The sequence below is a fragment of the Pseudomonas sp. RA_5y_Pfl1_P24 genome (assembly GCF_963970945.1).
Taxonomy (GTDB): domain Bacteria; phylum Pseudomonadota; class Gammaproteobacteria; order Pseudomonadales; family Pseudomonadaceae; genus Aquipseudomonas; species Aquipseudomonas tritici.
In genome coordinates, this window is record NZ_CAXAOJ010000007.1 from 309,519 (window position 1) to 332,410 (window position 22,892).

At 61.3% G+C, this 22,892-nt stretch carries 15 protein-coding genes and 1 pseudogene; 5 read left to right on the forward strand and 11 right to left on the reverse strand.

From position 1 onward, the window contains the following. Positions 1–64 precede the first annotated feature (64 nt). The 10 genes and pseudogenes from purH to AACY30_RS14385 all read right to left on the reverse strand — a co-directional run bounded on the left by purH (position 65) and on the right by AACY30_RS14385 (position 11,857). On the reverse strand, positions 65–1,672 hold the full coding sequence (gene purH, locus AACY30_RS14340) for a bifunctional phosphoribosylaminoimidazolecarboxamide formyltransferase/IMP cyclohydrolase (protein WP_339471538.1): 1,608 nt from the start codon (positions 1,670–1,672) through the stop codon (positions 65–67). An 81-nt stretch (positions 1,673–1,753) separates the two neighbouring features. Further along, on the reverse strand, positions 1,754–2,074 hold the full coding sequence (fis, locus tag AACY30_RS14345) for a DNA-binding transcriptional regulator Fis (RefSeq protein ID WP_002555375.1): 321 nt from the start codon (positions 2,072–2,074) through the stop codon (positions 1,754–1,756). Further along, the gene (dusB, locus tag AACY30_RS14350) at positions 2,071–3,084 is read right to left on the reverse strand and encodes a tRNA dihydrouridine synthase DusB (protein ID WP_339415757.1); all 1,014 of its coding nucleotides are present in this window, start codon (positions 3,082–3,084) and stop codon (positions 2,071–2,073) included. The genes fis and dusB overlap by 4 nt, the downstream gene beginning before the upstream one ends. A gap of 175 nt (positions 3,085–3,259) precedes the next feature. Beyond that, the gene (locus tag AACY30_RS14355) at positions 3,260–4,510 is read right to left on the reverse strand and encodes a DUF3426 domain-containing protein (RefSeq protein ID WP_339540521.1); all 1,251 of its coding nucleotides are present in this window, start codon (positions 4,508–4,510) and stop codon (positions 3,260–3,262) included. A gap of 30 nt (positions 4,511–4,540) precedes the next feature. Further along, a complete protein-coding gene (gene prmA, locus AACY30_RS14360; protein ID WP_339471540.1) occupies positions 4,541–5,419 on the reverse strand; it encodes a 50S ribosomal protein L11 methyltransferase in 879 nt (292 codons plus the stop codon). A 182-nt stretch (positions 5,420–5,601) separates the two neighbouring features. Continuing rightward, a complete protein-coding gene (gene accC, locus AACY30_RS14365; RefSeq protein ID WP_339471541.1) occupies positions 5,602–6,963 on the reverse strand; it encodes an acetyl-CoA carboxylase biotin carboxylase subunit in 1,362 nt (453 codons plus the stop codon). Positions 6,964–6,980: 17 nt separating this feature from the next. Further along, positions 6,981–7,442: an acetyl-CoA carboxylase biotin carboxyl carrier protein gene (gene accB, locus AACY30_RS14370; protein WP_339471542.1), complete on the reverse strand. Its 462-nt coding sequence runs from the start codon at positions 7,440–7,442 to the stop codon at positions 6,981–6,983. Positions 7,443–7,466: 24 nt separating this feature from the next. Beyond that, on the reverse strand, positions 7,467–7,922 hold the full coding sequence (gene aroQ / locus AACY30_RS14375; protein ID WP_012721999.1) for a type II 3-dehydroquinate dehydratase: 456 nt from the start codon (positions 7,920–7,922) through the stop codon (positions 7,467–7,469). A gap of 249 nt (positions 7,923–8,171) precedes the next feature. Further along, positions 8,172–8,687 (reverse strand): annotated as a pseudogene (locus AACY30_RS27485) (methyl-accepting chemotaxis protein); the annotation flags it as partial. 1,499 nt (positions 8,688–10,186) lie between these two features. After that, complete coding sequence (locus AACY30_RS14385; RefSeq protein ID WP_339540523.1) at positions 10,187–11,857, reverse strand: PleD family two-component system response regulator; 1,671 nt, start codon at positions 11,855–11,857, stop codon at positions 10,187–10,189. 299 nt (positions 11,858–12,156) lie between these two features. Here AACY30_RS14385 and AACY30_RS14390 point away from each other — a divergent pair, with 299 nt between their 5' ends. From AACY30_RS14390 to speA, 4 genes are all read left to right on the forward strand, one after another. Then, on the forward strand, positions 12,157–13,224 hold the full coding sequence (locus AACY30_RS14390; RefSeq protein WP_339471545.1) for a DUF2333 family protein: 1,068 nt from the start codon (positions 12,157–12,159) through the stop codon (positions 13,222–13,224). A gap of 2 nt (positions 13,225–13,226) precedes the next feature. Continuing rightward, entirely contained in the window at positions 13,227–13,763 is a 537-nt protein-coding gene (locus AACY30_RS14395) for an NUDIX hydrolase (RefSeq protein WP_339471551.1), read from the forward strand. A gap of 89 nt (positions 13,764–13,852) precedes the next feature. After that, positions 13,853–14,224 carry a translation initiation factor Sui1 gene (locus AACY30_RS14400; RefSeq protein ID WP_339471546.1) on the forward strand — a complete coding sequence of 124 codons (372 nt, stop codon included), beginning with the start codon at positions 13,853–13,855 and terminating at the stop codon, positions 14,222–14,224. 142 nt (positions 14,225–14,366) lie between these two features. Next, positions 14,367–16,280 carry an arginine decarboxylase gene (gene speA / locus AACY30_RS14405; protein ID WP_339540524.1) on the forward strand — a complete coding sequence of 638 codons (1,914 nt, stop codon included), beginning with the start codon at positions 14,367–14,369 and terminating at the stop codon, positions 16,278–16,280. An 80-nt stretch (positions 16,281–16,360) separates the two neighbouring features. Here the strand turns inward: speA and AACY30_RS14410 are convergent, their stop codons facing one another. Next, positions 16,361–17,704 carry an MATE family efflux transporter gene (locus tag AACY30_RS14410; RefSeq protein ID WP_339540525.1) on the reverse strand — a complete coding sequence of 448 codons (1,344 nt, stop codon included), beginning with the start codon at positions 17,702–17,704 and terminating at the stop codon, positions 16,361–16,363. A 235-nt stretch (positions 17,705–17,939) separates the two neighbouring features. Here AACY30_RS14410 and AACY30_RS14415 point away from each other — a divergent pair, with 235 nt between their 5' ends. Continuing rightward, positions 17,940–22,838, forward strand: a complete 4,899-nt coding sequence (locus AACY30_RS14415) for an alpha-2-macroglobulin (protein ID WP_339540526.1) — start codon at positions 17,940–17,942, stop codon at positions 22,836–22,838. Positions 22,839–22,892 lie beyond the last annotated feature (54 nt).

Sequence of the window (22,892 nt, forward strand, 5' to 3'; positions counted from 1 at the left end):
AGCGGCAAAGTCCTGCTTTTACTTGTCGCTTGCAGCTTGAAACTTGCCGCTCCACGCTAGTGGATTAGTGACGGAAATGGCGCATGCCGGTGAAGACCATGGCGATGCCGGCTTCGTCAGCGGCAGCGATGACTTCAGCATCACGCATCGAACCACCCGGCTGGATGACGGCGGTAACGCCGGCTTTTGCGGCATTGTCCAGGCCGTCACGGAACGGGAAGAACGCATCGGAAGCCATTACCGACCCCACGACCTGCAAACCGGCGTGTTCAGCCTTGATCGCGGCGATACGCGCCGAGTTCACGCGGCTCATCTGGCCGGCGCCGACGCCGATGGTCTGGCGGTTCTTGGCGTAGACGATGGCGTTGGATTTAACGTACTTGGCCACTTTCCAGGCGAAGATCAGGTCGTTGATCTCTTGCTCGGTCGGGGCGCGCTTGGTCACCACTTTCAGGTCTTCGCTACCGATCATGCCGATGTCGCGGCTCTGGACCAGCAGCCCCCCGTTGACGCGCTTGTAGTCCCAGGCAGCGGCGCGGTCAGCCGACCACTCGCCGCAGGCCAACAGGCGCACATTGGCCTTGGCGGCGACGATGGCGCGGGCTTCTTCGCTGACGCTTGGCGCGATGATCACTTCGACGAACTGACGCTCGACGATCGCCTTGGCGGTCTCGGCATCCAGTTCACGGTTGAAGGCGATGATGCCGCCGAAGGCCGATTCGGTGTCGGTGGCGTAGGCCAGTTCGTAGGCCTGGCGAATGCCGCCTTCAGCGTCCGGGCTCACGGCCACGCCGCACGGGTTGGCGTGCTTGACGATCACGCAGGCCGGTTTGACGAAGCTTTTTACGCATTCCAGCGCGGCGTCGGTGTCGGCCACGTTGTTGTAGGACAGCTCTTTACCTTGCAGTTGGGTCGCGGTGGCGATGCCGACTTCGGCCGGTTTTGCCTCAACGTAGAACGCCGCGCTCTGGTGTGGGTTCTCGCCGTAGCGCATCTCCTGGGCCTTGATGAACTGGCTGTTGAAGGTGCGCGGGAACTGGCTGCGACCTTCGGTCGAGAGTGTTGCAGCGGCCTGGTTCACGGTGCCCATGTAGTTGGCGATCATGCCGTCGTAGGCGGCGGTGTGTTCGAACGCCTTGAGCATCAGGTCGAAACGCTGGGCGTAGGTCAGGCCACCGGCTTTCAGGCTTTCGAGCACCTGGGCGTAGTCGCTGGCGTTAACCACGATGGCCACGTCTTTGTGGTTCTTGGCCGCCGAGCGCACCATGGTTGGGCCGCCGATATCGATGTTTTCGATAGCAGTCGGCAGGTCGCAGCCTGGCTTGTTGATGGTGGCTTCGAACGGGTAGAGGTTAACGGCCACCAGGTCGATCGGCTTGATGCCGTGCTCGGTCATGATTGCGTCGTCGATGCCGCGACGGCCGAGAATGCCACCGTGGATTTTCGGGTGCAGGGTCTTGACCCGACCGTCCATCATTTCTGCGAAACCGGTGTAGTCCGCCACTTCCACTGCGGCCACGCCGTTGTCCTGCAGCAGTTTGAAGGTCCCGCCCGTGGAGAGGATTTCCACACCCAGGGCTTCCAGCTCCCGGGCAAATTCGAGGATCCCGGTCTTGTCGGAAACACTGATCAAGGCGCGGCGGATCGGCAGGCGGGTAGTCTGGTCGGTCATTTCAATTTCCATCAAAAGCAAAGGAGTCAGCAAAAAAGGCGACCGGTTTTACGCGGGCGCCTTTCTGGTTGGATTGAATGCTTACAGCAAATCGTATTGTTTGAGCTTTTTGCGCAAGGTGCCACGGTTGAGGCCCAGCAGCTCACTGGCTTTGGTCTGGTTGCCCTTGACGTAGTTCATCACGCTTTCGAGCAAGGGCGCCTCGACTTCGGAGAGCACCAGGTTGTACACGTCCGTGACGGAGGCACCCTCAAGGTGGGCGAAATAATTGTGCAGCGCCTTCTCGACACTCCCGCGAAGGGTTTGGCCTTCTTCGCTCGGCGTGTTGAGGTGCTGTTTCAAATTGACGTTGTCGCTCACGGGTGTTGTTCCACTCACTAAAGTCTCGGTCATCATCGTCATGCGGCCACCCCCTTTGCATCCCCTGTTTCCAGGCTGTTGTCACGTTCGGCGAAGAACTCACGAACGGTGGCGACCTGTGCCTGCGTTTCATCCAAACGATTGAACTGGGCGCGAAACTCCTTGGCGCCCGGCAAGGTTGCGAGATACCAGCCGACATGCTTGCGAGCAATGCGCACGCCCATCACGTCTCCGTAGAAGACGTGCAGGGCATTCAAATGCTCTAGCAGAATACGTTCCACCTCGACCAACCCTGGCGCCGGTAACACTTCGCCGGTACGCAGGAAATGCTCGATCTCACGAAAAATCCAAGGACGCCCCTGGGCGGCCCGGCCAATCAACAAACCATCGGCGCCGGTTGCGTGCAGTACGCGCCGGGCTTTCTCGGCTGAGTCGATGTCGCCATTGGCAAACACCGGCATCGACACCGCCTGCTTGATCGCAGCAATGGTGTCGTACTCGGCTTCACCGGTGTAAAGGTCGGCGCGGGTGCGGCCATGCACCGCCAGCGCTGTAATTCCTGCCTGTTCGGCGATCTTCGCCACCGTCAGGCCGTTCTTGTTATCCCGGTCCCAACCGGTACGAATCTTCAGGGTGACCGGCACATCCACTGCGGCGACAACGGCCTGCAGGATCTCGGCAACCAACTGCTCATCTTTCAATAGCGCGGAACCGGCGGCCTTGTTGCAGACCTTTTTGGCCGGGCAGCCCATGTTGATATCGATGATCTGCGCCCCCAACTCCACGTTGGCCCGGGCCGCATCCGCGAGCATCTGTGCATCTCCCCCGGCGATCTGTACCGAGCGTGGCTCGGGATCACCTTCGTGGATCATGCGCATCCGCGATTTGCGGGTGTTCCACAAGCTCATGTCGCTGGTGACCATTTCCGAGACTACTAGACCCGCGCCCAAACGTTTGCACAGCTGACGAAAGGGCTGGTCAGTGACGCCCGCCATCGGGGCGAGAATCAAGCCGTTCTGCAATGTGTATGGGCCGATGCGTACCGCCGACATAGGACTTCCCTGTTGTGGGGCCGGATCATTAGAGTTCGAAAAAGGGTTGGCATGATACCCGCTCTCGATGACTGGATAAAGGCTGAATTGGATAAAATCTGAACAGTTATTTTCTTATCGCCACCGGTTTGGTTGCCGATGGTCCAGCCATTCAATCCAAGATGCGGGCCTTGATTTACTCGGGCGAGTGAAAGCTCAGGCTGTAATTCACGGCTTTATTGCCCGGATCGAGGATGTCCAGGGAGATATGAATCGGGACCTGTGATGGCATTTCGCTAACGCCGGCCAATTCGCCGCTGAGGTATTCGGCGGGCTTGAAGCGACGACTGGCAATCAGGCCGCCGTTCAAGTCGGCAAAACGCAGCTCCAGCAGCGGGAAGGGCTGGGAGAACGTCGCGCGGTTGTAGATGATCGCGTCCACTACCAGCGCCCCGGCGAAGTCCGGATGGCTGCGCACCACCAGGTTGCTGCTCTTGATATGGGCAATATCGACCCGCGACGGCACCGTGCAGCCCAGTGTAGGGCACAGTTCCTGGAACCAGGGGCGATAGGCGTCCTGGCGGGCCAGATCGTCGAATTGGTAGGCGATGTACTGGCCTGCGAGACTGGCGGCAGCGATCAGTACCAGCAACAGCCAGATCAGGCGACGGCCCAGGCTGGCCGGACGCTTTTGCGCGTAGAGGTGCAGCGGGTCGTCTTCGAGATCCAGCAGTTGGTCGTCGTGCACACTCGTTTCGGCGCGCGGGCGCTTGCGCCGGGGTTTGGGGCGTTCTTCGGGTTCAACGTCATCGGCCGACTGGGTCAATGGCGTGAACGGCGGATCGGTGTCGTCATTTTCTGGCGTTGAACGCAGTGGCGGCTCATCGTCGATATCGTCGGTGTGGAACGACATGGACGGTTCGGTGCGCTGCTTGGTCGCAGGTGCGTTCGTCGGCTCGGCTTTGGCTTCAGTGCTTTGGGCGCGCTCTTCAGGCGGGTCGCTGAACAGGCTGGCGGCCCATTTTTCTTCTTCGGTTTTAACCGTGTCGCGGCTGGCGCTGAAGGATTCTTCTTTTTGGCGACGCTCGGCGCCGGGCTGGCGACGTTCTGCACCCGCCGGCGGCGTGTGCTGAATCTCGCGACGTTCCAGCTTGGCCAGTTCTTCGTCCAGGTCAAGGTTGTCCAGGTCGAGCTCTTCGGCGGCCCACTGCTTCTGGCTGATTGCCCGCGGTGCCTCAAGTGTGATGTCTGGAACAGGCTCGGCAGCGGGCAGATCAGGCTGCGGCGCCGGCACTTGGCCGCGCTGCTCCAGCAACTGGCGAACCGCATTGAACACTTGCAGGCACGAGCCGCAGCGCACCACGCCGCGTGCCACGCTCAATTGGGTGTGGTTGACGCGAAAGCGCGCTTGGCAATGCGGGCACTGGGTGACGAAACTGTCGGTCATGCGGCCATCCGATTCAGGCAAGCGCTCATTCTAGCGCCGACGACCACTGATGCGTACCCAGCCATCACGGTTAGCGATGGGGTCCAGTTCGAAATCCCGTGCGTAGGCAGCGGCGACGTCTTCGCCTTGCTCAGCGAGGATGCCCGACAGCGCCAAGCGGCCGCCCGGCTTGACCAGGCCGGACAGCTGCGGCGCCAGGGACACCAGCGGCCCGGCGAGAATGTTCGCCACAAGCACATCGGCCTGCACCTGGGGCAATTGCTCTGGCAGGTAGAGCGGGAATTTGCTTTCAGCAATGTTGTTGCGTCCGGCGTTATCACGGGAGGCTTCCAGGGCCTGTACGTCGATATCGGTGCCCACAGCTTCCTTTGCGCCGAGCAGCAGGGCGGCAATCGCCAGGATGCCCGAGCCGCAGCCGAAGTCCAGCACGTGGCTGTCGGTCAGGTCCTGGCCGTCCAGCCATTCCAGGCACAGTGCGGTGGTCGGGTGGGTGCCGGTGCCGAACGCCAGGCCTGGGTCCAGCAGCAGGTTGACGGCATCCGGCTCAGGCGCGGCGTGCCAGCTTGGCACGATCCACAGGCGCTGGCCGAAACGCATCGGCTGGAAGTTGTCCATCCAGCTGCGTTCCCAGTCCTGGTCTTCGATCACTTCGCTGTGATGCTCCGGCAATGGGCCGCCGGTGAGCAATTCCATGTGGGCCAGCACGGCGGCAGCGTCGGTGCCGTCTTCGAACAGGGCCAGCAAATGGGTGTGGGACCACAGCGGGGTGGTGTTGAGTTCGGGTTCGAAGATCGGTTGGTCTTCGGCGTCCATGAAGGTGACCGAGACAGCGCCCACTTCGAGGAAAGCGTCTTCATAGGTTTCGGCTTGTTCTGGGCTGATGGCGAGACGGACTTGCAGCCAAGGCATGGCGGGCACCTTTGAGAAAATGAGTGTGCAGCGGGGTGGGGCTGCGAAAGGGCGCAAGTTTACGCCAGCGGCGGGCAGAAGACGACACCACTGACTGCACGGCGTTCAAATGTGGGTCCACAAAATCCAGGTGACCCAGAAACAACAAAACCGCCCGAAGGCGGCTTTGTTGGGTGGAGCACTTACTGGTTGGCCAGCTTGTGTTCCAGGTAGTGAATGTTCACACCACCCTCGCAGAAGCCTTCATCGCGAACCAGGTCCCGGTGCAGCGGGATGTTGGTCTTGATGCCGTCGACCACGATTTCGTCCAGGGCGTTACGCATACGGGCCATAGCCTCGTCGCGGGTAGCGCCCCAGGTGATCAGCTTGCCGATCAGCGAGTCGTAGTTGGACGGAACCTTGTAGCCGCTGTACAGGTGCGAATCGACGCGAACGCCGTTGCCGCCGGGCGCATGGAAATGCTTGACCAGGCCTGGACTTGGCATAAAGGTTTTCGGGTCTTCGGCGTTGATCCGGCACTCCAGGGAGTGGCCGTGGATCTTCACGTCGTCCTGTGTGAAAGACAGCACGTTGCCAGCGGCGATGCTGAGCATCTCCTTGACGATGTCGATACCGGTGACCATCTCCGAAACCGGGTGCTCTACCTGCACACGAGTGTTCATCTCGATGAAGTAGAAACGACCGTTCTCGTAGAGGAACTCGAAGGTACCGGCGCCACGGTAGTTGATGTCGATGCACGCTTTGACGCAGCGAGCCAGCACTTCCGCGCGGGCTTTCTCGTCCAGACCCGGTGCCGGCGCTTCTTCCAGCACCTTCTGGTGACGACGTTGCAGGGAGCAATCGCGGTCGCCCAGGTGGATAGCGTGGCCCTGGCCGTCGGACAGTACCTGCACTTCCACGTGACGTGGGTTGGTCAGGTACTTCTCCAGGTAGACCATTGGGTTTCCGAACCAGGCGCCCGCTTCGGAGCGCGTCTGCTTGGCGGCCTCGATCAGGTCTTCTTCCTTGTGCACCACGCGCATGCCGCGACCACCACCGCCACCGGCGGCCTTGATGATCACCGGGTAACCGACTTCGCGACCAATGCGCAGAGCGGTTTCCTCGTCTTCAGGCAGCGGGCCGTCGGAGCCAGGAACGGTGGGCACGCCGGCCGCGATCATGGCGTCCTTGGCTGAGACCTTGTCGCCCATCAGGCGAATGGTTTCGGCTTTAGGGCCGATGAAGGCAAACCCGGATTTTTCCACTTGTTCGGCGAAATCGGCGTTTTCCGCGAGGAAGCCGTAACCCGGGTGGATGCCATCAGCGCCGGTCACTTCTGCCGCGGCGATGATGTTCGAGACTTTCAGGTACGAGTTCGTGGCCAGTGGCGGGCCGATGCAGATGCTTTCGTCCGCCAGTTTCACGTGCATCAATTCGGTATCGGCCGTCGAGTAAACAGCGACGGTCTTGATGCCCTCTTCCTTACAGGCGCGCAGGATACGCAGCGCGATCTCGCCGCGGTTAGCGATCAGGACTTTTTGCAGTTTCTTCGCAGGTTTCAACATCGAAGGCGCTCCGCGGTTCAAACGATGGTGAACAGCGGCTGGTCGTACTCAACCGGCTGACCGTTTTCTACCAGGATGGATTCGATGACGCCGGCTTTCTCAGCGGTGATGTGGTTCATCATCTTCATCGCTTCAACGATGCAGATGGTGTCGCCCACTTTCACCGTCTTGCCGACTTCAACGAAGGCTGGCGAAGTGGGTGCCGGGGTGCGGTAGAAAGTACCGACCATTGGCGACTTGACCACGAAACCGTTCAGCGTAGGCGCTGCGGGTGCTGCAGGTGCAGCGGCAGCAGGTGCGGCGGCCGGAGCAGCAGCGGCCGGAGCCGGCGCTTGCATCTGTGGCGCGTAGAACTGTTGGGCTGGCGTCTTGCTGTGACGGCTGATCCGTACGGACTCTTCGCCTTCCTTGATTTCCAGCTCGTCGATACCGGATTCTTCCAGCAGCTCGATCAGTTTCTTAACTTTACGGATATCCATGAATCATCAACTCCCAAGGGTCGGTCAGGGGCGCTTGGCCGGTTGTTCAAGCTGTTCCAGGGCGGCCTCCAGGGCCAGTCGGTAACCGCTGGCGCCAAGGCCGCAGATCACTCCTACTGCTACGTCGGAGAAGTAAGAGTGATGGCGGAAAGGTTCACGTTTGTGCACGTTCGACAAATGCACTTCGATGAATGGGATGCTCACCGCCAGCAGCGCGTCACGTAATGCAACGCTTGTGTGCGTAAAAGCGGCGGGATTGATCAGGATAAAGTCCACGCCTTCGCCGCGCGCGGCATGGATGCGATCAATCAATTCGTACTCGGCATTGCTTTGCAGGTAGAGCAGATGGTGGCCGGCTTCACGCGCCCTGCGCTCAAGATCGAGGTTGATCTGATCCAGGGTAACTGCCCCGTAGACGCCCGGTTCGCGGGTGCCGAGCAGGTTCAGGTTGGGTCCGTGAAGAACCAGTAAGGTCGCCATCGGCTGTTCCTTGTTATTGATGTGAGTACGGCAGAACCCGGCGACTATGCCGCAAAGCCTTTGTGACTGTCCAGTTCTATGCAGTAGGCAGCACGATTAGCGAGGATAGCGAAAAGTATGTGACCAAGTAGTGGGTTCTGGTCATTGATAATACGGTTCTGAGTGCACTGAAGATCAAATGTGGGAGCAAGCCCGCACACATGTCTGATCTCCATATGATTTTGGATCGTCGTGAGGTGGGAGATCGGATTAGACGCGGAAGGCTTGCACCGCAGTATTGAGCTGCCCACCGAGGACCAACAAGTGCTCGCCCTGGCAGCGTCCCTGACCAATGCGCAGCAAGTTATCCTCACCCATCTGATGAATCCGCTCGCTGTTATCGCGAATCTCACTCACGGCCCCACTCTGCTGCGCCGTCACATCGGCGATGCGCACGGCCGTGTCGGAAATGGTCTGGATCGCGCCGACGATCTCATCCAGTGCACCGTCCGCCGCCTGGGCCTGCTGGGCGGTGGCTTCGGCGTGTTCGACCTGGGCGCGCATGCCTTGCACGGATTGATGGGCGGCGCTTTGCAGGCCGGCAATCAGGGTCTGGATCTGCGCCGTGGCGCCAGCGGTGCGTTGAGCCAGGGAGCGGACTTCGTCGGCGACTACGGCAAAACCACGTCCGGCTTCACCGGCACGGGCGGCCTCGATGGCGGCGTTGAGGGCCAGCAGATTGGTCTGGTCGGCAATCGCGCGAATCACCGTGAGCACGCCGCCGATGGTGGCGGATTCTTCGGCGAGTTTTTCGATCATCTGCGCGTTTTGCTGCACTTCGCCCACCAGGGCGTGCAGCCCGGTCAGGCTCAGGCCGATCACGCGTTGGCCTTGCTCTACCGCTTGGCCGGCACTGCGACTGGCGTCCGCGGCCTGGCTGGCATCGCCGGCGACTTGCTGGATGGTCGCTTCCAGTTCCCCCAGCGAGTCGCGGATCTGCGCGGTATCGCCGGCTTGGCGTTCGGCGCCGTCATGCAGGCCGCTGCTCAGTTCGGCAAGGGCGCGGCTGCTGCCGGCAACTTCTTCGGCGTTGCCGCGAATAGTGCCCACCAGGTCCACCAGGTAGGCGCGCAGACGGTTCAAGGAGGCTTCGATATCGTGCAGCTCGCGGTTGGTCTTGCCCAAGGCAATCGGCTGGCTGAAGTCGCCTTCGCCCCAGGTCGATAAGGCCGGTGCCAGGTTGGTCAGCACCCGCGCCAGGCGGCGTTGCAGGGTATCGATGAGCAGCGCGATCAGCAGGATCAGGCCGATCATCACGCCTTGCATCAGGCGCACTTCGCCCTGGATTTTGCCGTGCTGCGCGCGCACCACGGGCTCCAGGCCTGCGATGGCTTGCTGCACGGCGTTGATTTTCAGGTGGGTCGCGGTAGCGAGGTCGGCGCGTTGTTGGATCTGATCACGGGTGCGCTTGAGTTCGGCGGGGTAGCGGGTCAGCAGGCTGTTGAGTTCGCGCTTGAGGTCGACGCCGGTGTCTTGGATTTCGGTTTTTTGCGTGTTTTCCAGGCCCATCAGCGCGGAAAAATCATCCGCGTTGGATTCGGCGCTGGCCTTCACGCCCAACAGCGGCAGTTGTTCCAGCACATCCGCCTGCCTGCGGATATTGCCGACTTCGCGCTCCACATCATCAGCCAGTTCCGCACGCCCGCTGCTCACCAGTTTGTCGCGGGCCAGGGACAGTTTGGCCAGATGCTGGGACGCCGCCAGCAGTGGCGGCAGGTAACGTGCGGCCTCTGCAGAATTGACGCCGATGGCGTACTGGCTCAGTTGCTCCAGGTTCGCGCCGAGTTCGCGCTCGGCTTGCAGCAGCAGGGCCTGTGGGTCACCCGCTAATTTGCCGGCGGCGAGCAGATCGGTCTTGCTGAAGGCATCCAGGTCCACCAGGCTGGGGCGCAGGTTTTGCGCCAGGTCGACGGGCACTTGATCCAGATCCAGCAACAGGCTTTCCAGGCTCTGGCTGGCGCTGCTCAGGCGCAGGGCGTCGCCGCTGGCCAGGTAATCGTCAATATTGCGCGCGGCCTGGTTCTGAAATGCCTGCGACAGGCCCAGGTAGCGCTCCATCAATAAATACGGCCGTTCCAAAGCGCGCTGCGACCACCACAGCGTCGCCCCGAGCGCCAGGCACACGGCCACCAGAAGAAGGGTATTGAGATTGGTCAGCAGCTTCAGGCGCATGCGTGGTTTCAACCGACAGCAAAAGATAAGTGCCTGAAGTTATTGCGTTTCTATTACAGCGTTATGACTGAATCGGTGAATCCAGGTGAAAAGATGGCACTTTGCCTTGGCGTGTGCGCCGCTTGCACGCGGTTACGCCCGGCATTCTTGGCACGGTACAGCGCTTCATCGGCCTGGGCGGCCATCATCAGGCTGTCGGACCCGTCGCGCAGTTCCACCAGCCCGGCACTGAAGGTGCACCACAAATCCTCGGGCTGGGCCGGGTAGTGGATTTCCGCAAAGCGCTCACGGATTTCATCCAGCACCTTGCAGGCCGATTCCAGGTCGGTGTCAGGCATCACGATGGCGAATTCTTCGCCGCCGTAGCGCCCGATGTAGTCGGTCTTGCGCAGTCGCTGCTTGAGAAACAGCGCCAGGCTCTTGATCACTCGGTCGCCCATGGGGTGGCCGTGGCTGTCATTGACCCGCTTGAAGTGGTCGATATCGAGCATGGCAAAGCTCAGCGGCTTGTTTTCGCGGCGCGCGCGGAAGCTGCAGTCTTCGAGCAATTGCAGGATATGGGTATGGTTGTACAGGCCGGTCAGGCTGTCGCGCACCATCCGTGCCTTGAGGTTGCGCGCACGTGCCGCGCGGTTGCGCACGGTGGTGATCAGGTGGCGCGGCTTGATCGGCTTGGTGAGGAAGTCGTCGCCGCCTTCACTCATGGCGTCCAGTTGCTTGTCCAGGTCGTCCTCGGCCGAAAGGTAAATGATCGGCACGCTGACGTAGCGGTCGTTATGCCGGATGACCTTGGCCAGTTCGGTACCGGTGCAGGCTGGCATGTACATGTCGAGGATGATCAGGTCCGGCTGGAAATCCGCCAGCTCGGCCATGGCCTGGATCGGTTCGATCAGCGTGCGGGTGACGATGCCTGCACTGTTGAGCAGCCGCTCGGTGTGCAGCGCCTGGGCCCGCGAGTCATCGATTATCAGCACTTTATACGGCTCGTACTGAGCGACGCAGGTCAGTACTTCGATTTTTTCCAGCAGGCTGGAGGCTTCCAGGGTGCCGGTAAGAAATTCCTGGCCCCCGGCGCGCACGGCGGCCAGGCGAGTCGGCGTATCGGTTTCGTGCAGGCTGAAAAACAGCAGCGGCAGCTTGTGCTCCAGGCCTTCCTGAGCTTCGGCGGCAAGCTTGAGCCCCAGCCCTGTGCCACAGAAATCCACATCCATCACAATCGCCGAAGGCAAGCGCTCGGCCATGGATGCGCGAAATGCCGCCATGCTGTCGAGGGATTGGGCGCTCATGCCAAAGAATTCCAGCTGCTTGGCCAAGCGCTCAGCGCGGTCGTGATCGGCCAGCATCACGTAGATTGGCTTGCGCATCGGCGGCAGGAAGGTGTGTTCGAACTGGTCGCCCTGGCGCAGTCCAGTGCGCGACAGGCGCTGCATCAAGCGGTTGAGTTCGGTGATCAGTTGGCTGCTCAGGCGGCCACGGTTGTCGTCCACCGCTTTGAGTGATTCGCCGATATGCCGCGCCAACTGGCCGTGCTCGGGTTGTTCGAAGCGCTCGGCAAAGCGCAGCAGGCGCAAATTGGCTTCGCTGAGTTCGCAGAGGTCGGCGCCGGACCATTCGCTGCGTTGCAGGCGCTGCCAGATCTCAAGAATTTGACGTGCCTGATGAATTACCCGCTGGGCAAAATGCTGCTTGAGACGCTCACGGCTGGGGTCTTCTGGCTCGGTCATATCCTGACTACTAGTTAGGGTGCACGCTGAGGTCCAATAATGGCTCTATGCTAGCACTATCTTTCCGTTGGGATGAGTGTCTTGCGTCAATAAACTGCTCTTCCCTGATAGTCATTTGCTGACCTGGTGGTCGCACAGCGGAAAAAGCGTGCATCCTTTATAGTCGAACTCTCCCTGTTCGCCAGTTTGGCGAAAAGCCCCGCATGGGCGGGCACGATGGGGTAGGGTTGTGGTCGGAGTGTTTGAACGCACGCCATCAATTCAAGTGCATGAACTCAAGTGATTGAAAGGATATCGCCATGCTGGACTGGAAAAACCGTGCAGGCAGTGCCAAAGGCCCTGCGCCTGAGCCCAAGTCGGCCAACCGCAGCTACTTCCGTACGCTGCTGCTGAGCCGTGCGTTGCTGAGCGTCCTCTGCCTGTACCTGTTGGTCACCGGCGCGCTTGGCTGGTACTGGAGCGAAGAGCCGGCGCTGTTTCCGGTCCAGCAAAATGCGCAGATTGCGGCCGAAAAAGACGGCAAGCAGATGGTGTTAGGGTTTACTACCGTCGAAACCCTCAAGACCGTGGCCGGCACCTTGCTGAACAAGCCGGGTGGCTACATTTCCAATGACCGCTTCCCGCCTGGCCTTTGGATGGACAACATGCCGAGTTGGGAATATGGCGTGCTGGTGCAGGTGCGCGACCTGACGCGCGCCCTGCGTAAGGACTTCGCCCGTTCCCAGTCGCAGTCGGCCGAAGACGCCGATTTGGCTAAGGCCGAGCCGCGCTTCAACTTCGACAATAAGAGCTGGGTGCTGCCGTCCAGTGAGTCGGAGTACCAAGAAGGCATCAACTCTCTGAGCCGTTATGAAACACGTCTGTCCGACCCGAATCAGCGCGGTGCGCTGTTCTATGCCCGTGCCGACAACCTGAACAACTGGCTGGGCGACGTCGCGACCCGCTTGGGTTCGCTGTCGCAACGCCTGTCGGCCAGTGTGGGTCGGGTGAAATTGAACACCGCTCTGAAAACCGAGGCCCTGGCGCCGGGTCAAGTACCGCAGGTCGATGAAGAAGTGGTGGAAACCCCATGGATGCAGATCGATAACGTGTTCTACGAGGCTCGCGGTCAAGCTTGGGCCCTGTCCCACCTGCTGCGTGCCATCGAAGTCGACTTCGCCGACGTGCTGGCCAAGAAAAACGCCACCGTCAGCGTGCGCCAGATCATCCGTGAGCTGGAAGCTTCGCAGGAACCGGTTTGGAGTCCTATGATCCTTAATGGCAGTGGCTTCGGGGTACTGGCGAACCACTCGCTCGTCATGGCCAACTACATTTCCCGGGCAAACGCTGCAGTGATCGACTTGCGTCAGCTCCTCAACCAGGGTTGATGATGGACGCTATTCAAAAGGAGGCCGCGCACCGCGCGGCGTCCGATGCTGAACTGATCTGCTGGGTCGACGAGCAGGACAACCTGCTCGGCACCCTTGTCAGGTCCGATTTGCGCCAGCGCGGCCTGATCGGCCGGTGCACCTTTATCTTTCTGTTTAACTCCCAGGGTGAGCTGTGTGTGCATCGGCGAACCCTAAGCAAAGCCATGTATCCCGGTTTCTGGGACACGGCAGCGGGTGGGATGGTGGCGGCGGGCGAGTCCTACGCCTTATCGGCGGCCCGCGAGTTAGAGGAAGAGTTGGGCGTCAGCGGTGTGGCGTTAACTGAGCACGATCATTTCTACTTCGAAGACGGTGACAGCAAACTCTGGTGCAAATCCTACTCCGCTGTATGGGACGGGCCGCTGCGCCTGCAGCCCGAAGAGGTCATGGAAGCGCGCTTTTTACCTATTGAAACAGTCCTGCAGGAGGCTGAACAAAAGCCTTACTGCCCGGACGCCCAAGAAGGCTTGCGGCGCTATCTGGCGTCACGTCGCTAAAGTTGCATGAAATGGCGCCATTTGGCCCTTAGCAAGTGGACTTTTTGCCGTTACACTGCGCCACTTTTCTGCCCCCAAGAGGATTGCCGGTGGCCAAAAAAGCCGCATCCTTCGCCGCCCTGGGCGGCCTGGTATTTTCCACCGACGCAGGTCGACACTGCCCGGACTGTCGCCAGCCCGTGGACGCGTGTACCTGCAAACAGACCCTGATCCCCGAAGGCGACGGTATTGCCCGCGTGCGACGCGAGAGCAAGGGCCGTGGCGGCAAGACGGTGACCACCATCACCGGCGTGCCGCTGGCAGAAGACGCGCTGAAGGAGCTCGCCACCACGCTGAAAAAGCGCTGTGGCACCGGCGGCGCGTTGAAAGAGGGCGTCATCGAGATCCAGGGCGATCACGTTGAATTGCTGTTGGCCGAGCTGATCAAGCTCGGTTACAAGGCCAAGAAGTCCGGCGGCTGAAAGCCTCTTCCCGACCTGTGTCTAAACTCTGTCCTGCGAATGAGGTCTACCTCCCTCGCAGGCAAATCGTCATTTTCATTCTTTAGACTGCGCCAGCCTCCGCGAGAGGTGGCGCCTTCGCCTTCATTTATAGGGGACTTCGATGTCCGTACGACGCACACGCAAAGACGATGGCAGCCAATGGACAGTTGCGGACAGCCGCAGTGTTTACGGGATCCGCCATTGGGGGGCCGGGTATTTCGCGATCAATGAAGCCGGTCGCGTTGAAGTCCGTCCGAACGGCCCGAACAGCACGCCCGTCGACCTGTACGAGCAAGTCGACGCGTTGCGTAAAAGCGGCCTTTCGCTGCCGTTGCTGGTGCGCTTCCCCGACATTCTGCAAGACCGTGTACGCCAGCTGACCGGCGCCTTCGATTCGAACATCGAGCGCCTGGAATACCAGAGCAAGTACACCGCGCTGTACCCGATCAAGGTGAACCAGCAGGAAGCGGTGATCGAGAACATCATCGCCACCCAGAACGTGTCCATCGGCCTGGAAGCCGGCTCCAAGCCTGAGCTGCTGGCTGTACTGGCCCTGGCGCCGAAGGGCGGCACCATCGTCTGTAACGGTTACAAAGACCGTGAGTTCATCCGCCTCGCGCTGATGGGCCAAAAGCTCGGCCACAACGTGTTCATCGTGATCGAGAAAGAATCCGAAGTTGAGCTGGTGATCGAAGAGGCCGCCAGCCTCAAGGTCAAGCCACAGGTGGGCCTGCGCGTGCGCCTGTCGTCCCTGGCGTCGAGCAAGTGGGCTGACACCGGTGGCGAGAAGTCCAAGTTCGGCCTGTCGGCGGCGCAACTGCTGTCTGTGGTCGAGCGCTTCCGCGCGGCGGGTCTGGACCAGGGCATTCGCCTGTTGCACTTCCACATGGGCTCGCAGATCGCCAACCTGGCCGACTACCAGCACGGGTTCAAGGAAGCCATTCGTTACTACGGCGAACTGCGCAACCTCGGCTTGCCGGTGGACCACATCGACGTCGGCGGCGGTTTGGGCGTGGACTACGACGGTACGCACTCGCGTAACGCCAGCTCGATCAACTATGACATGGACGACTACGCCGGCGTGGTCGTGGGCATGCTCAAGGAATTCTGCGACGCGCAGAGCCTGCCGCACCCGAACATCTTCTCTGAAAGCGGTCGCTCGCTGACCGCCCACCACGCCATGCTGGTGGTGCAGGTCACCGACGTCGAGAAACACAACGACGAAATCCCGACCATCGAAAACAAGGAAAGCCTGCCGGAAACCGTGCAATGGCTGGTGGACCTGCTCGGCCCGACCGACATCGAGATGGTCACCGAGACCTACTGGCGCGCCACTCACTACATGAGCGACGTGGCCACCCAGTACGCCGACGGCAAGCTGACCCTGGCCGAAAAAGCCTTGGCCGAGCAGTGCTACTTCGCCGTGTGCCGTCGCCTGCACAACTCGTTGAAAGCCCGCCAGCGCTCGCACCGCCAAGTGCTGGACGAACTCAACGATAAGCTGGCCGACAAGTACATCTGCAACTTCTCGGTATTCCAGAGCCTGCCGGACACCTGGGCCATCGGCCAGGTATTGCCGATCCTGCCGCTGCACCGCCTCGACGACGAGCCGCTGCGCCGTGCCGTACTGCAAGACCTGACCTGCGACTCCGACGGCAAGATCAAGCAGTACGTCGACGAGCAGAGCATCGAGACCAGCCTGCCGGTTCACGCCTTGAACGAAGGTGAGGACTACTTGCTGGGGATCTTCCTGGTGGGTGCCTACCAGGAAATCCTTGGTGACATGCACAACCTGTTTGGTGACACCGATTCGGTGAACATCTACCAGCGTGAAGATGGGTCGGTGTACAGCGCGGGTATCGAGACCCACGACACTATTGAAGACATGCTGCGGTATGTGCACTTGTCGCCGGAAGAGTTGATGACGCATTACCGCGACAAGTGTGCGAGTGCGAAGATCTCTGCATCTGAGCGTACCCAGTTCCTGGATGCGCTGCGCCTGGGCCTGACCCGTTCTTCGTACCTGTCCTCTTAAGCTGGATTGACACAAATCCCATGTGGGAGCGAGCAAGTCGAATCGTCGCACCGCCGCTCCCACATTTGGGTCTCATTCCTTCAGTTGCTGCCCAGCCAAAGCCCCTGCCGATTCAAACGCCAGGCAATCGCCCACAGCGTCAAACTGCGGACCGCCATAAACACCAGGAAGGTTACCCACAGCCCGTGGTTACCCAACCCTTGCAACGCCCAGGCAATGGGCAGCACCACAACCACCGTCAGCAGCATCCCATTGCGCATCTCCCGTGCGCGTGTCGCGCCGATAAACAAACCATCCAGCAAGTAACTCCACACCGCAATCAACGGCAATACCGCGAGGTAAGGCAGGTAGCTGTCGGCGGTTTCGCGCACGCTGGGAATATCGGTCTGCATGGCGATAAACACGTGGCCAGCGACGGTGAACAGCAGCGCGAAACCGACGCTGGCGATCAGCGACCAGCCGCCGGCCACCACCAGCGAACGGCGCAGCGCTGGGCGGTCATGGGCGCCGATAGCGTGACCGCACAGGGCTTCGACGGCGTGAGCCAATCCATCCAGGGCGTGGGCGGTCAGCAACAGGCCGTTGAGCAGCAGCGCGTTGGCGGCCACGGTAGCGTCGCCCAGGCGGGCGCCTTGCACGGTGATCATGAAAAACACCGATTGCAGCGCGAGGCTGCGGATGAAGATGTCGCGGTTGACCGCCAGCAGTGGACGCCAGCTTTCCCACAGCTTCAGTGCCGCCCAGGCGATGTGACCGGGGTAGGCGCGCAGGGCTTTTTGCGTCAGCGCGAGGCCCAGCAGGGCGCCGGTCCATTCAGCAACAACCGAGGCGCGCGCGGAGCCGACCACACCCCAATCCAGACCCAGTACGAACCACAGGTTCAGGGCGATGTTGACCAGGTTGGTGGTCAGCAGAATCGCCAGCGGCGCGCGGGCGTTTTGTGTGCCGAGGAACCAACCGACCAGCGCGTAGCTGGCCAGCGCGGCGGGCAGGCCGAAAAGACGGGTGTGGAAGAAATCCTGCGTCAGTTGATTGAGCTCGGGGGAGGGCTGCATCCACTGCAACGCCAGATGGCTCAGCGGGATGCCCACGGTGCCGAGCAGCATCGCCAGGCCCAGTGCCAACAGCAAACCTTGCAGCAGGATTTGCCGCAGCGCCGCCCCATCATTGCGCCCGGCAGCTTGGGCGGCGAAACCGGTGGAGCCCATGCGCAGGAAACCCATGGCCCAGGCGAGGAAGGTATACAGGCTGGCACCGACGGCCACGGCACCCAGTTGGTGGGCGTGGGGCAGGTGGCCGATGACCATGCTGTCGACCAGCGCTACGAGCGGCACCGAGATGTTCGACAGGATCATAGGCGCGGCCAGGGCCCAGACGCGGCGGTGGGTGGGGCGGTGGCGCCAGTCGGTGAGCAGGGTGGTCATGGGGGCTCCTTGCGAGAGCAGTAGTGTAACTGGCCGTCAGACACGCCGCAGAACCAATGTGGGAGCAGCCAAGCCAGGTCCCACATTTTGCTCTTCAGTGCTTGTGGGATTTGGCTTGGGCTGGGGGGCGCTCAGAACCAAATCACCCTCCGCCGGTCAATGTGACCAGCAGCTCATCGTCCCCACTCGGGCTGATATATAGTTAGCCTTCGGTCCCTCACACTACGAGTGCCTCATGCTTAACAAAGGATTGTTCCTGGCCTGCGCGCTGGCCCTGCTGAGCGCCTGCGATTCTTCCGATAAACCGACTGCCCCGACCGCTCCTGCGGCGGCAACGGTTGCACCCACGCCGGCTAAAGCGGCGGTGGATGTGGCGGCGTTGAAGCAACGCTACGCCGGGCGTGAGTTGAGCGTGGTGGACGTGTCAGAAGTGCAGCTCGATGGGGCCAGTACCTTGTCGGTGAGCTTTTCCATTCCGCTGGACCCCGATCAGAAGTTCGCCGACAAATTGCACTTGGTGGACAGCAAGTCCGGCAAGGTCGATGGCGCCTGGGAAATCTCCGACAACCTCATGGAACTGCGCCTTCGCCACTTGGAGCCACAGCGCAAACTGGTGCTCACGGTGGATGCCGGTGTGAAGGCGGTCAACGACAACACGCTCGCCGCCGAGTACATCGCCCGTCTGGAAACCCGCGACCTGCAAGCCACTGTCGGCTTCGCCAGCCGTGGCACCTTGTTGCCGACGCGCCTGGCCGAAGGCCTGCCAGTGATCGCGCTGAACGTCGACAAGATCGACGTCGAGTTCTTCCGCATCAAGCCCGAATCCTTGCCGTCATTCCTGGCGCAGTGGGGGCGTAATACCAGCCTGCAAAGTTATGAATCCCGCGAACTGCTGCCGCTGGCCGATCTGGTCTACGGTGGCCGTTTCGACTTGAACCCGGCGCGCAACACCCGCGAAACCCTTTTACTGCCGATCGCCGGCCTCAAGCAATTGCAGCAGCCGGGCGTGTACCTGGCGGTGATGCGTGCGTCGGGCACCTACAACTATTCGCAACCGGCCACGCTGTTCACCTTGAGTGACATCGGCCTGTCGGTGCACCGCTACGCCAACCGATTGGATGTGTTTACCCAGGCGCTGGAAGGCGGCAAGGCACTGGATGGGGTTGACCTTGAAGTGCTCGACGCCGAGGGCCGGGTGTTGGGCCAGGGCAAGACCGAGAAGGGCGGCCACGCTGAGTTGCCGCTGCCGAAAAAGGCCCAGGTGCTCCTGGCCAAGCAGGGTGAGCAGACCAGTCTGTTGCGCCTCGACAGCGCTGCACTGGACCTGGCCGAGTTCGACATTGGCGGCCAGCCTTCCCACCCCTTGCAGTTCTTTGTATTCGGCCCGCGTGATCTGTATCGCCCCGGTGAAACGGTGCTGCTCAATGCATTGTTGCGGGACAAGGATGGCCATGCCGTCAAACCGCAGCCGGTGAGCGTGGAAGTGCGTCGCCCGGACGAGCAGGTGAGCCGCAAATTTGTCTGGGATGCGGATGCCTCCGGTCTTTATCAATACTCGCTGCAACTGGCCGGCGAAGCGCCGACTGGGCGCTGGCAGTTGGTGTTCGACCTGGGCGATGGCAAACCGCAGTTGTATGAATTTCTCGTTGAAGACTTCCTGCCCGAGCGCCTGGCGCTGGAACTCAAGGGCAGCGACACCGCGCTGAGCCCCGCGGACAACCCGGTGATTCAGGTTAACGGCCGTTACCTTTACGGTGCGCCAGCATCGGGCAACCGCGTCAGTGGTCAGGTTTATGTGCGCCCGTTGCGCGAAGCGGTCAAGTCGTTGCCGGGCTACCAGTTCGGCTCTGTTACCGAAGAAGAGTTGAGCCAGGATTTCGAACTGGATGAAAGCGTGCTCGACGCCAAGGGCCAGGAAGCGCTGACCCTGGAAAGCAAGTGGGCCGACGCGAAGTCGCCGTTGCAATTGATCGTGCAAGCCAGCCTGCAAGAGTCCGGCGGGCGCCCGATCACGCGGCGTCTGGTGCAGCCGATCTGGCCCGCCGAGCAGCTTCCGGGCCTGCGCGGGTTGTTTGACGGCACCGAAACCAATGGCGATGGCCCGGCGGAATTTGAAGTACTGCTGGCCAACCAGAATGGGCAGAAACTCGCCGCGCAAAACCTCAAGGTGCGCCTGGTGCGCGAGCGCCGTGACTATTACTGGAACTATTCAGAGAACGATGGCTGGAGCTATCACTTCAACGAGAAATTCCTCAACCTCGACGAGCAGACCCTGACTATCAAGGCTGGCGACACCGCCAAGGTCAGCTTCCAGGTGGAGTGGGGCCCTTACCGCGTCGAGGTCGAAGACCCGCAGACCGGGTTGGTCAGCAGCCTGCGCTTCTGGGCCGGTTACCAGGCCCAGGACAACACCGACGGCGGCGCCGTGCGCCCCGATCAGGTCAAGCTGGCGCTGGACAAACCAGCGTATGCCGATGGTGACACCGCCAATGTCTCCGTGACGCCACCGGCAGCCGGTAAAGGCTACCTGCTGGTGGAGTCCGCCGAAGGGCCGCTGTGGTGGCAGGAAATCGACGTGCCGGCCGAGGGCAAAAGCTTCGCTGTGAAGCTCGACCCGAAATGGTCGCGGCATGATTTGTACGTGAGTGCCCTGGTGATTCGCCCAGGCGAGCGTAAAGCCAATATCACCCCCAAACGCGCAGTGGGCCTGCTGCACCTGCCGCTGGATCGCACCCAGCGCAAACTGGGCGTGACCCTCACTGCGCCGGAAAAAATGCGCCCCAAACAACCGCTGACGGTGAAGATCTTGGCTAAAAATGCCGATGGCAGCGTGCCGAAACAGGCGCACGTACTGGTGGCCGCGGTGGACGTGGGCATCCTCAATATCACCGAATACCCGACCCCGGACCCGTACTCCAGCCTGTTCGGCCGCAAGGCGTATGGCGTGGACCAGTTCGATATCTACGGCCAGTTGATCGAGGCCGGCCAGGGTCGCCTGGCCAGCCTCGCGTTTGGTGGTGACGCGGCGCTGGCCAAGGGCGGCAAGCGTCCGGACACCAGTGTGACCATCGTCGCCCTGCAAAGCGCGCCGGTGACGTTGAATGAGCAGGGCGAGGGCGAAGTCAGCGTCAACATTCCCGACTTCAACGGCGAACTGCGCCTGATGGCCCAGGCCTGGAGCGATGACCGCTATGGCATGGCCGAAGCCAAGACAGTGATTGCCGCGCCGCTGATTGCCGAACTGTCGGCGCCACGCTTCCTGGCCGGTGGTGACCAGACAACGTTAGCGCTGGACCTGTCCAACCTGTCGGGCAAGGCGCAGAAGCTTGATGTGCAACTGACTGCCGAGGGGCAGTTGGAACTGGTCAACAGTGGCGCGCAAACCGTCGAGCTCACACAAGGCCAGCGCACCACGCTGCGCATCCCCGTAAAAGCCTGGGGCGGGTTGGGGCAGGGCAAGGTCAAGGTGACCGTCAATGGGCTGGACTTGCCAGGTGAGCACCTGCCGCCGTTCACCCGTGAATGGACCTTGGGCGTGCGGCCGGCCTATCCGGCACTGCTTAAGCATTATCGCGCGGTACTCAAGGATCAGCCGTGGACCCTGCCACCGGGTACCCTGGATCAATTCGATACCTCGGGGCGTCAGGCGCTGCTGAGCCTGTCGAGCCGGCCGCCGTTGAACCTCGGTGCGCAGATCAGTGCACTCAAAGCTTACCCTTACGGTTGCCTGGAACAGACGGCAAGCGGCCTGTACCCATCGCTGTATGCGGACGATGCGTTGCTCAAGCGCCTGTCGATAAAGGGCGAGTCGGACAGCGAGCGCAAGCGCAAGATCGAGCTGGGCATAGAGCGTTTGCTGGGCATGCAGCGCTACAACGGCAGTTTTGGTTTGTGGGGCGCCGACGGTGAAGAGGAGTACTGGCTGACCGCCTATGTCACCGATTTCCTGTTGCGCGCCCGAGATCAGGGTTTCGCGGTACCGCCTGAAGCCTTGAAAAAGGCCAGCGAACGCCTGCTGCGTTATGTACAGGAGCGCAACTTGATCGATGTCGACTACAGCGATAACGCTGATCACACGCGCTTTGCCGTGCAGGCCTACGCCGGCATGGTGTTGGCGCGCAGTCAGCAGGCGCCGTTGGGTGCGTTGCGCAGCATTTTTGAACGACGCAGCGACGCGCGCTCCGGTTTGCCGCTGGTGCAGTTGGCTGTCGCGTTGCAGAAGATGGGCGACCAGCCGCGCGCGGACCAAGCCTTGCTGGCGGGGCTGGCGGCGCAGCGCAGTGCCAATGAATGGTTGGCCGATTACGGCAGCCCGCTGCGCGACCAGGCAATGATCCTGGCGTTGCTGGAAGAAAATGACTTGGCCAAGGGCCAGCGTGAGGAGCGCTTGTTTACGCTGTCGGATCAACTGGCGGCCAGTGCGTATCTGTCGACCCAGGAGCGTAATTCGCTGTTCCTGGCGGGGCGCCTCGGTTTCGCCAAGCCGGACTCGAACTGGCAGGTGTCGCTCACCGGCAGTGGCGGTGTGCAGGCGTTGAATAATCAGCAGTCGACGCTGGCGCTGGAAGGCAAGCTGCTTTCCAGTGATTTAACCTTGAGCAATCAGGGCGAAACGCCGGTGTATCAGCAACTGACGATTTCGGGTTATCCACAGCGGCCACCGGCTGCCGGCGGCGACAACCTGAGCATTCGCCGTGAGTACCTGGGCATGAATGGCCAGCCGTTGAATCTTCGTAACCTCAACAGTGGGGATCTGGTGCTGGTGCATCTGGCGGTCGGTGCCAAGCAACGTGTGCCGGATGCTTTGGTGGTGGATTTGCTGCCCGCTGGACTGGAGCTTGAAAACCAGAACCTGGCGCAGAGTGCCGCCAGCCTGGAGAACGCCAGCAGCCAAGTGAAGGCGTGGCGTGAGTCGATGCAGAACGCGTCGCTCAAGCATCAGGAGTTCAGGGATGATCGGTATGTGGCGGCGATTAATCTGGAGGGGGCTGGCACCACGCACCTGCTGTATCTGGCGCGGGCGGTGACACCGGGGACTTATCGCGTACCGCCGCCGCAGGTGGAGTCGATGTATCGGCCGAATTGGCAGGCGGTGGGGGAGACGCCGGCAGATTTGGTGATCAAGGGGCGCTGATATTCCAATATAAAATAGGGGCTAAATGTGGGAGCGGGCTTGCTCGCTCCCACA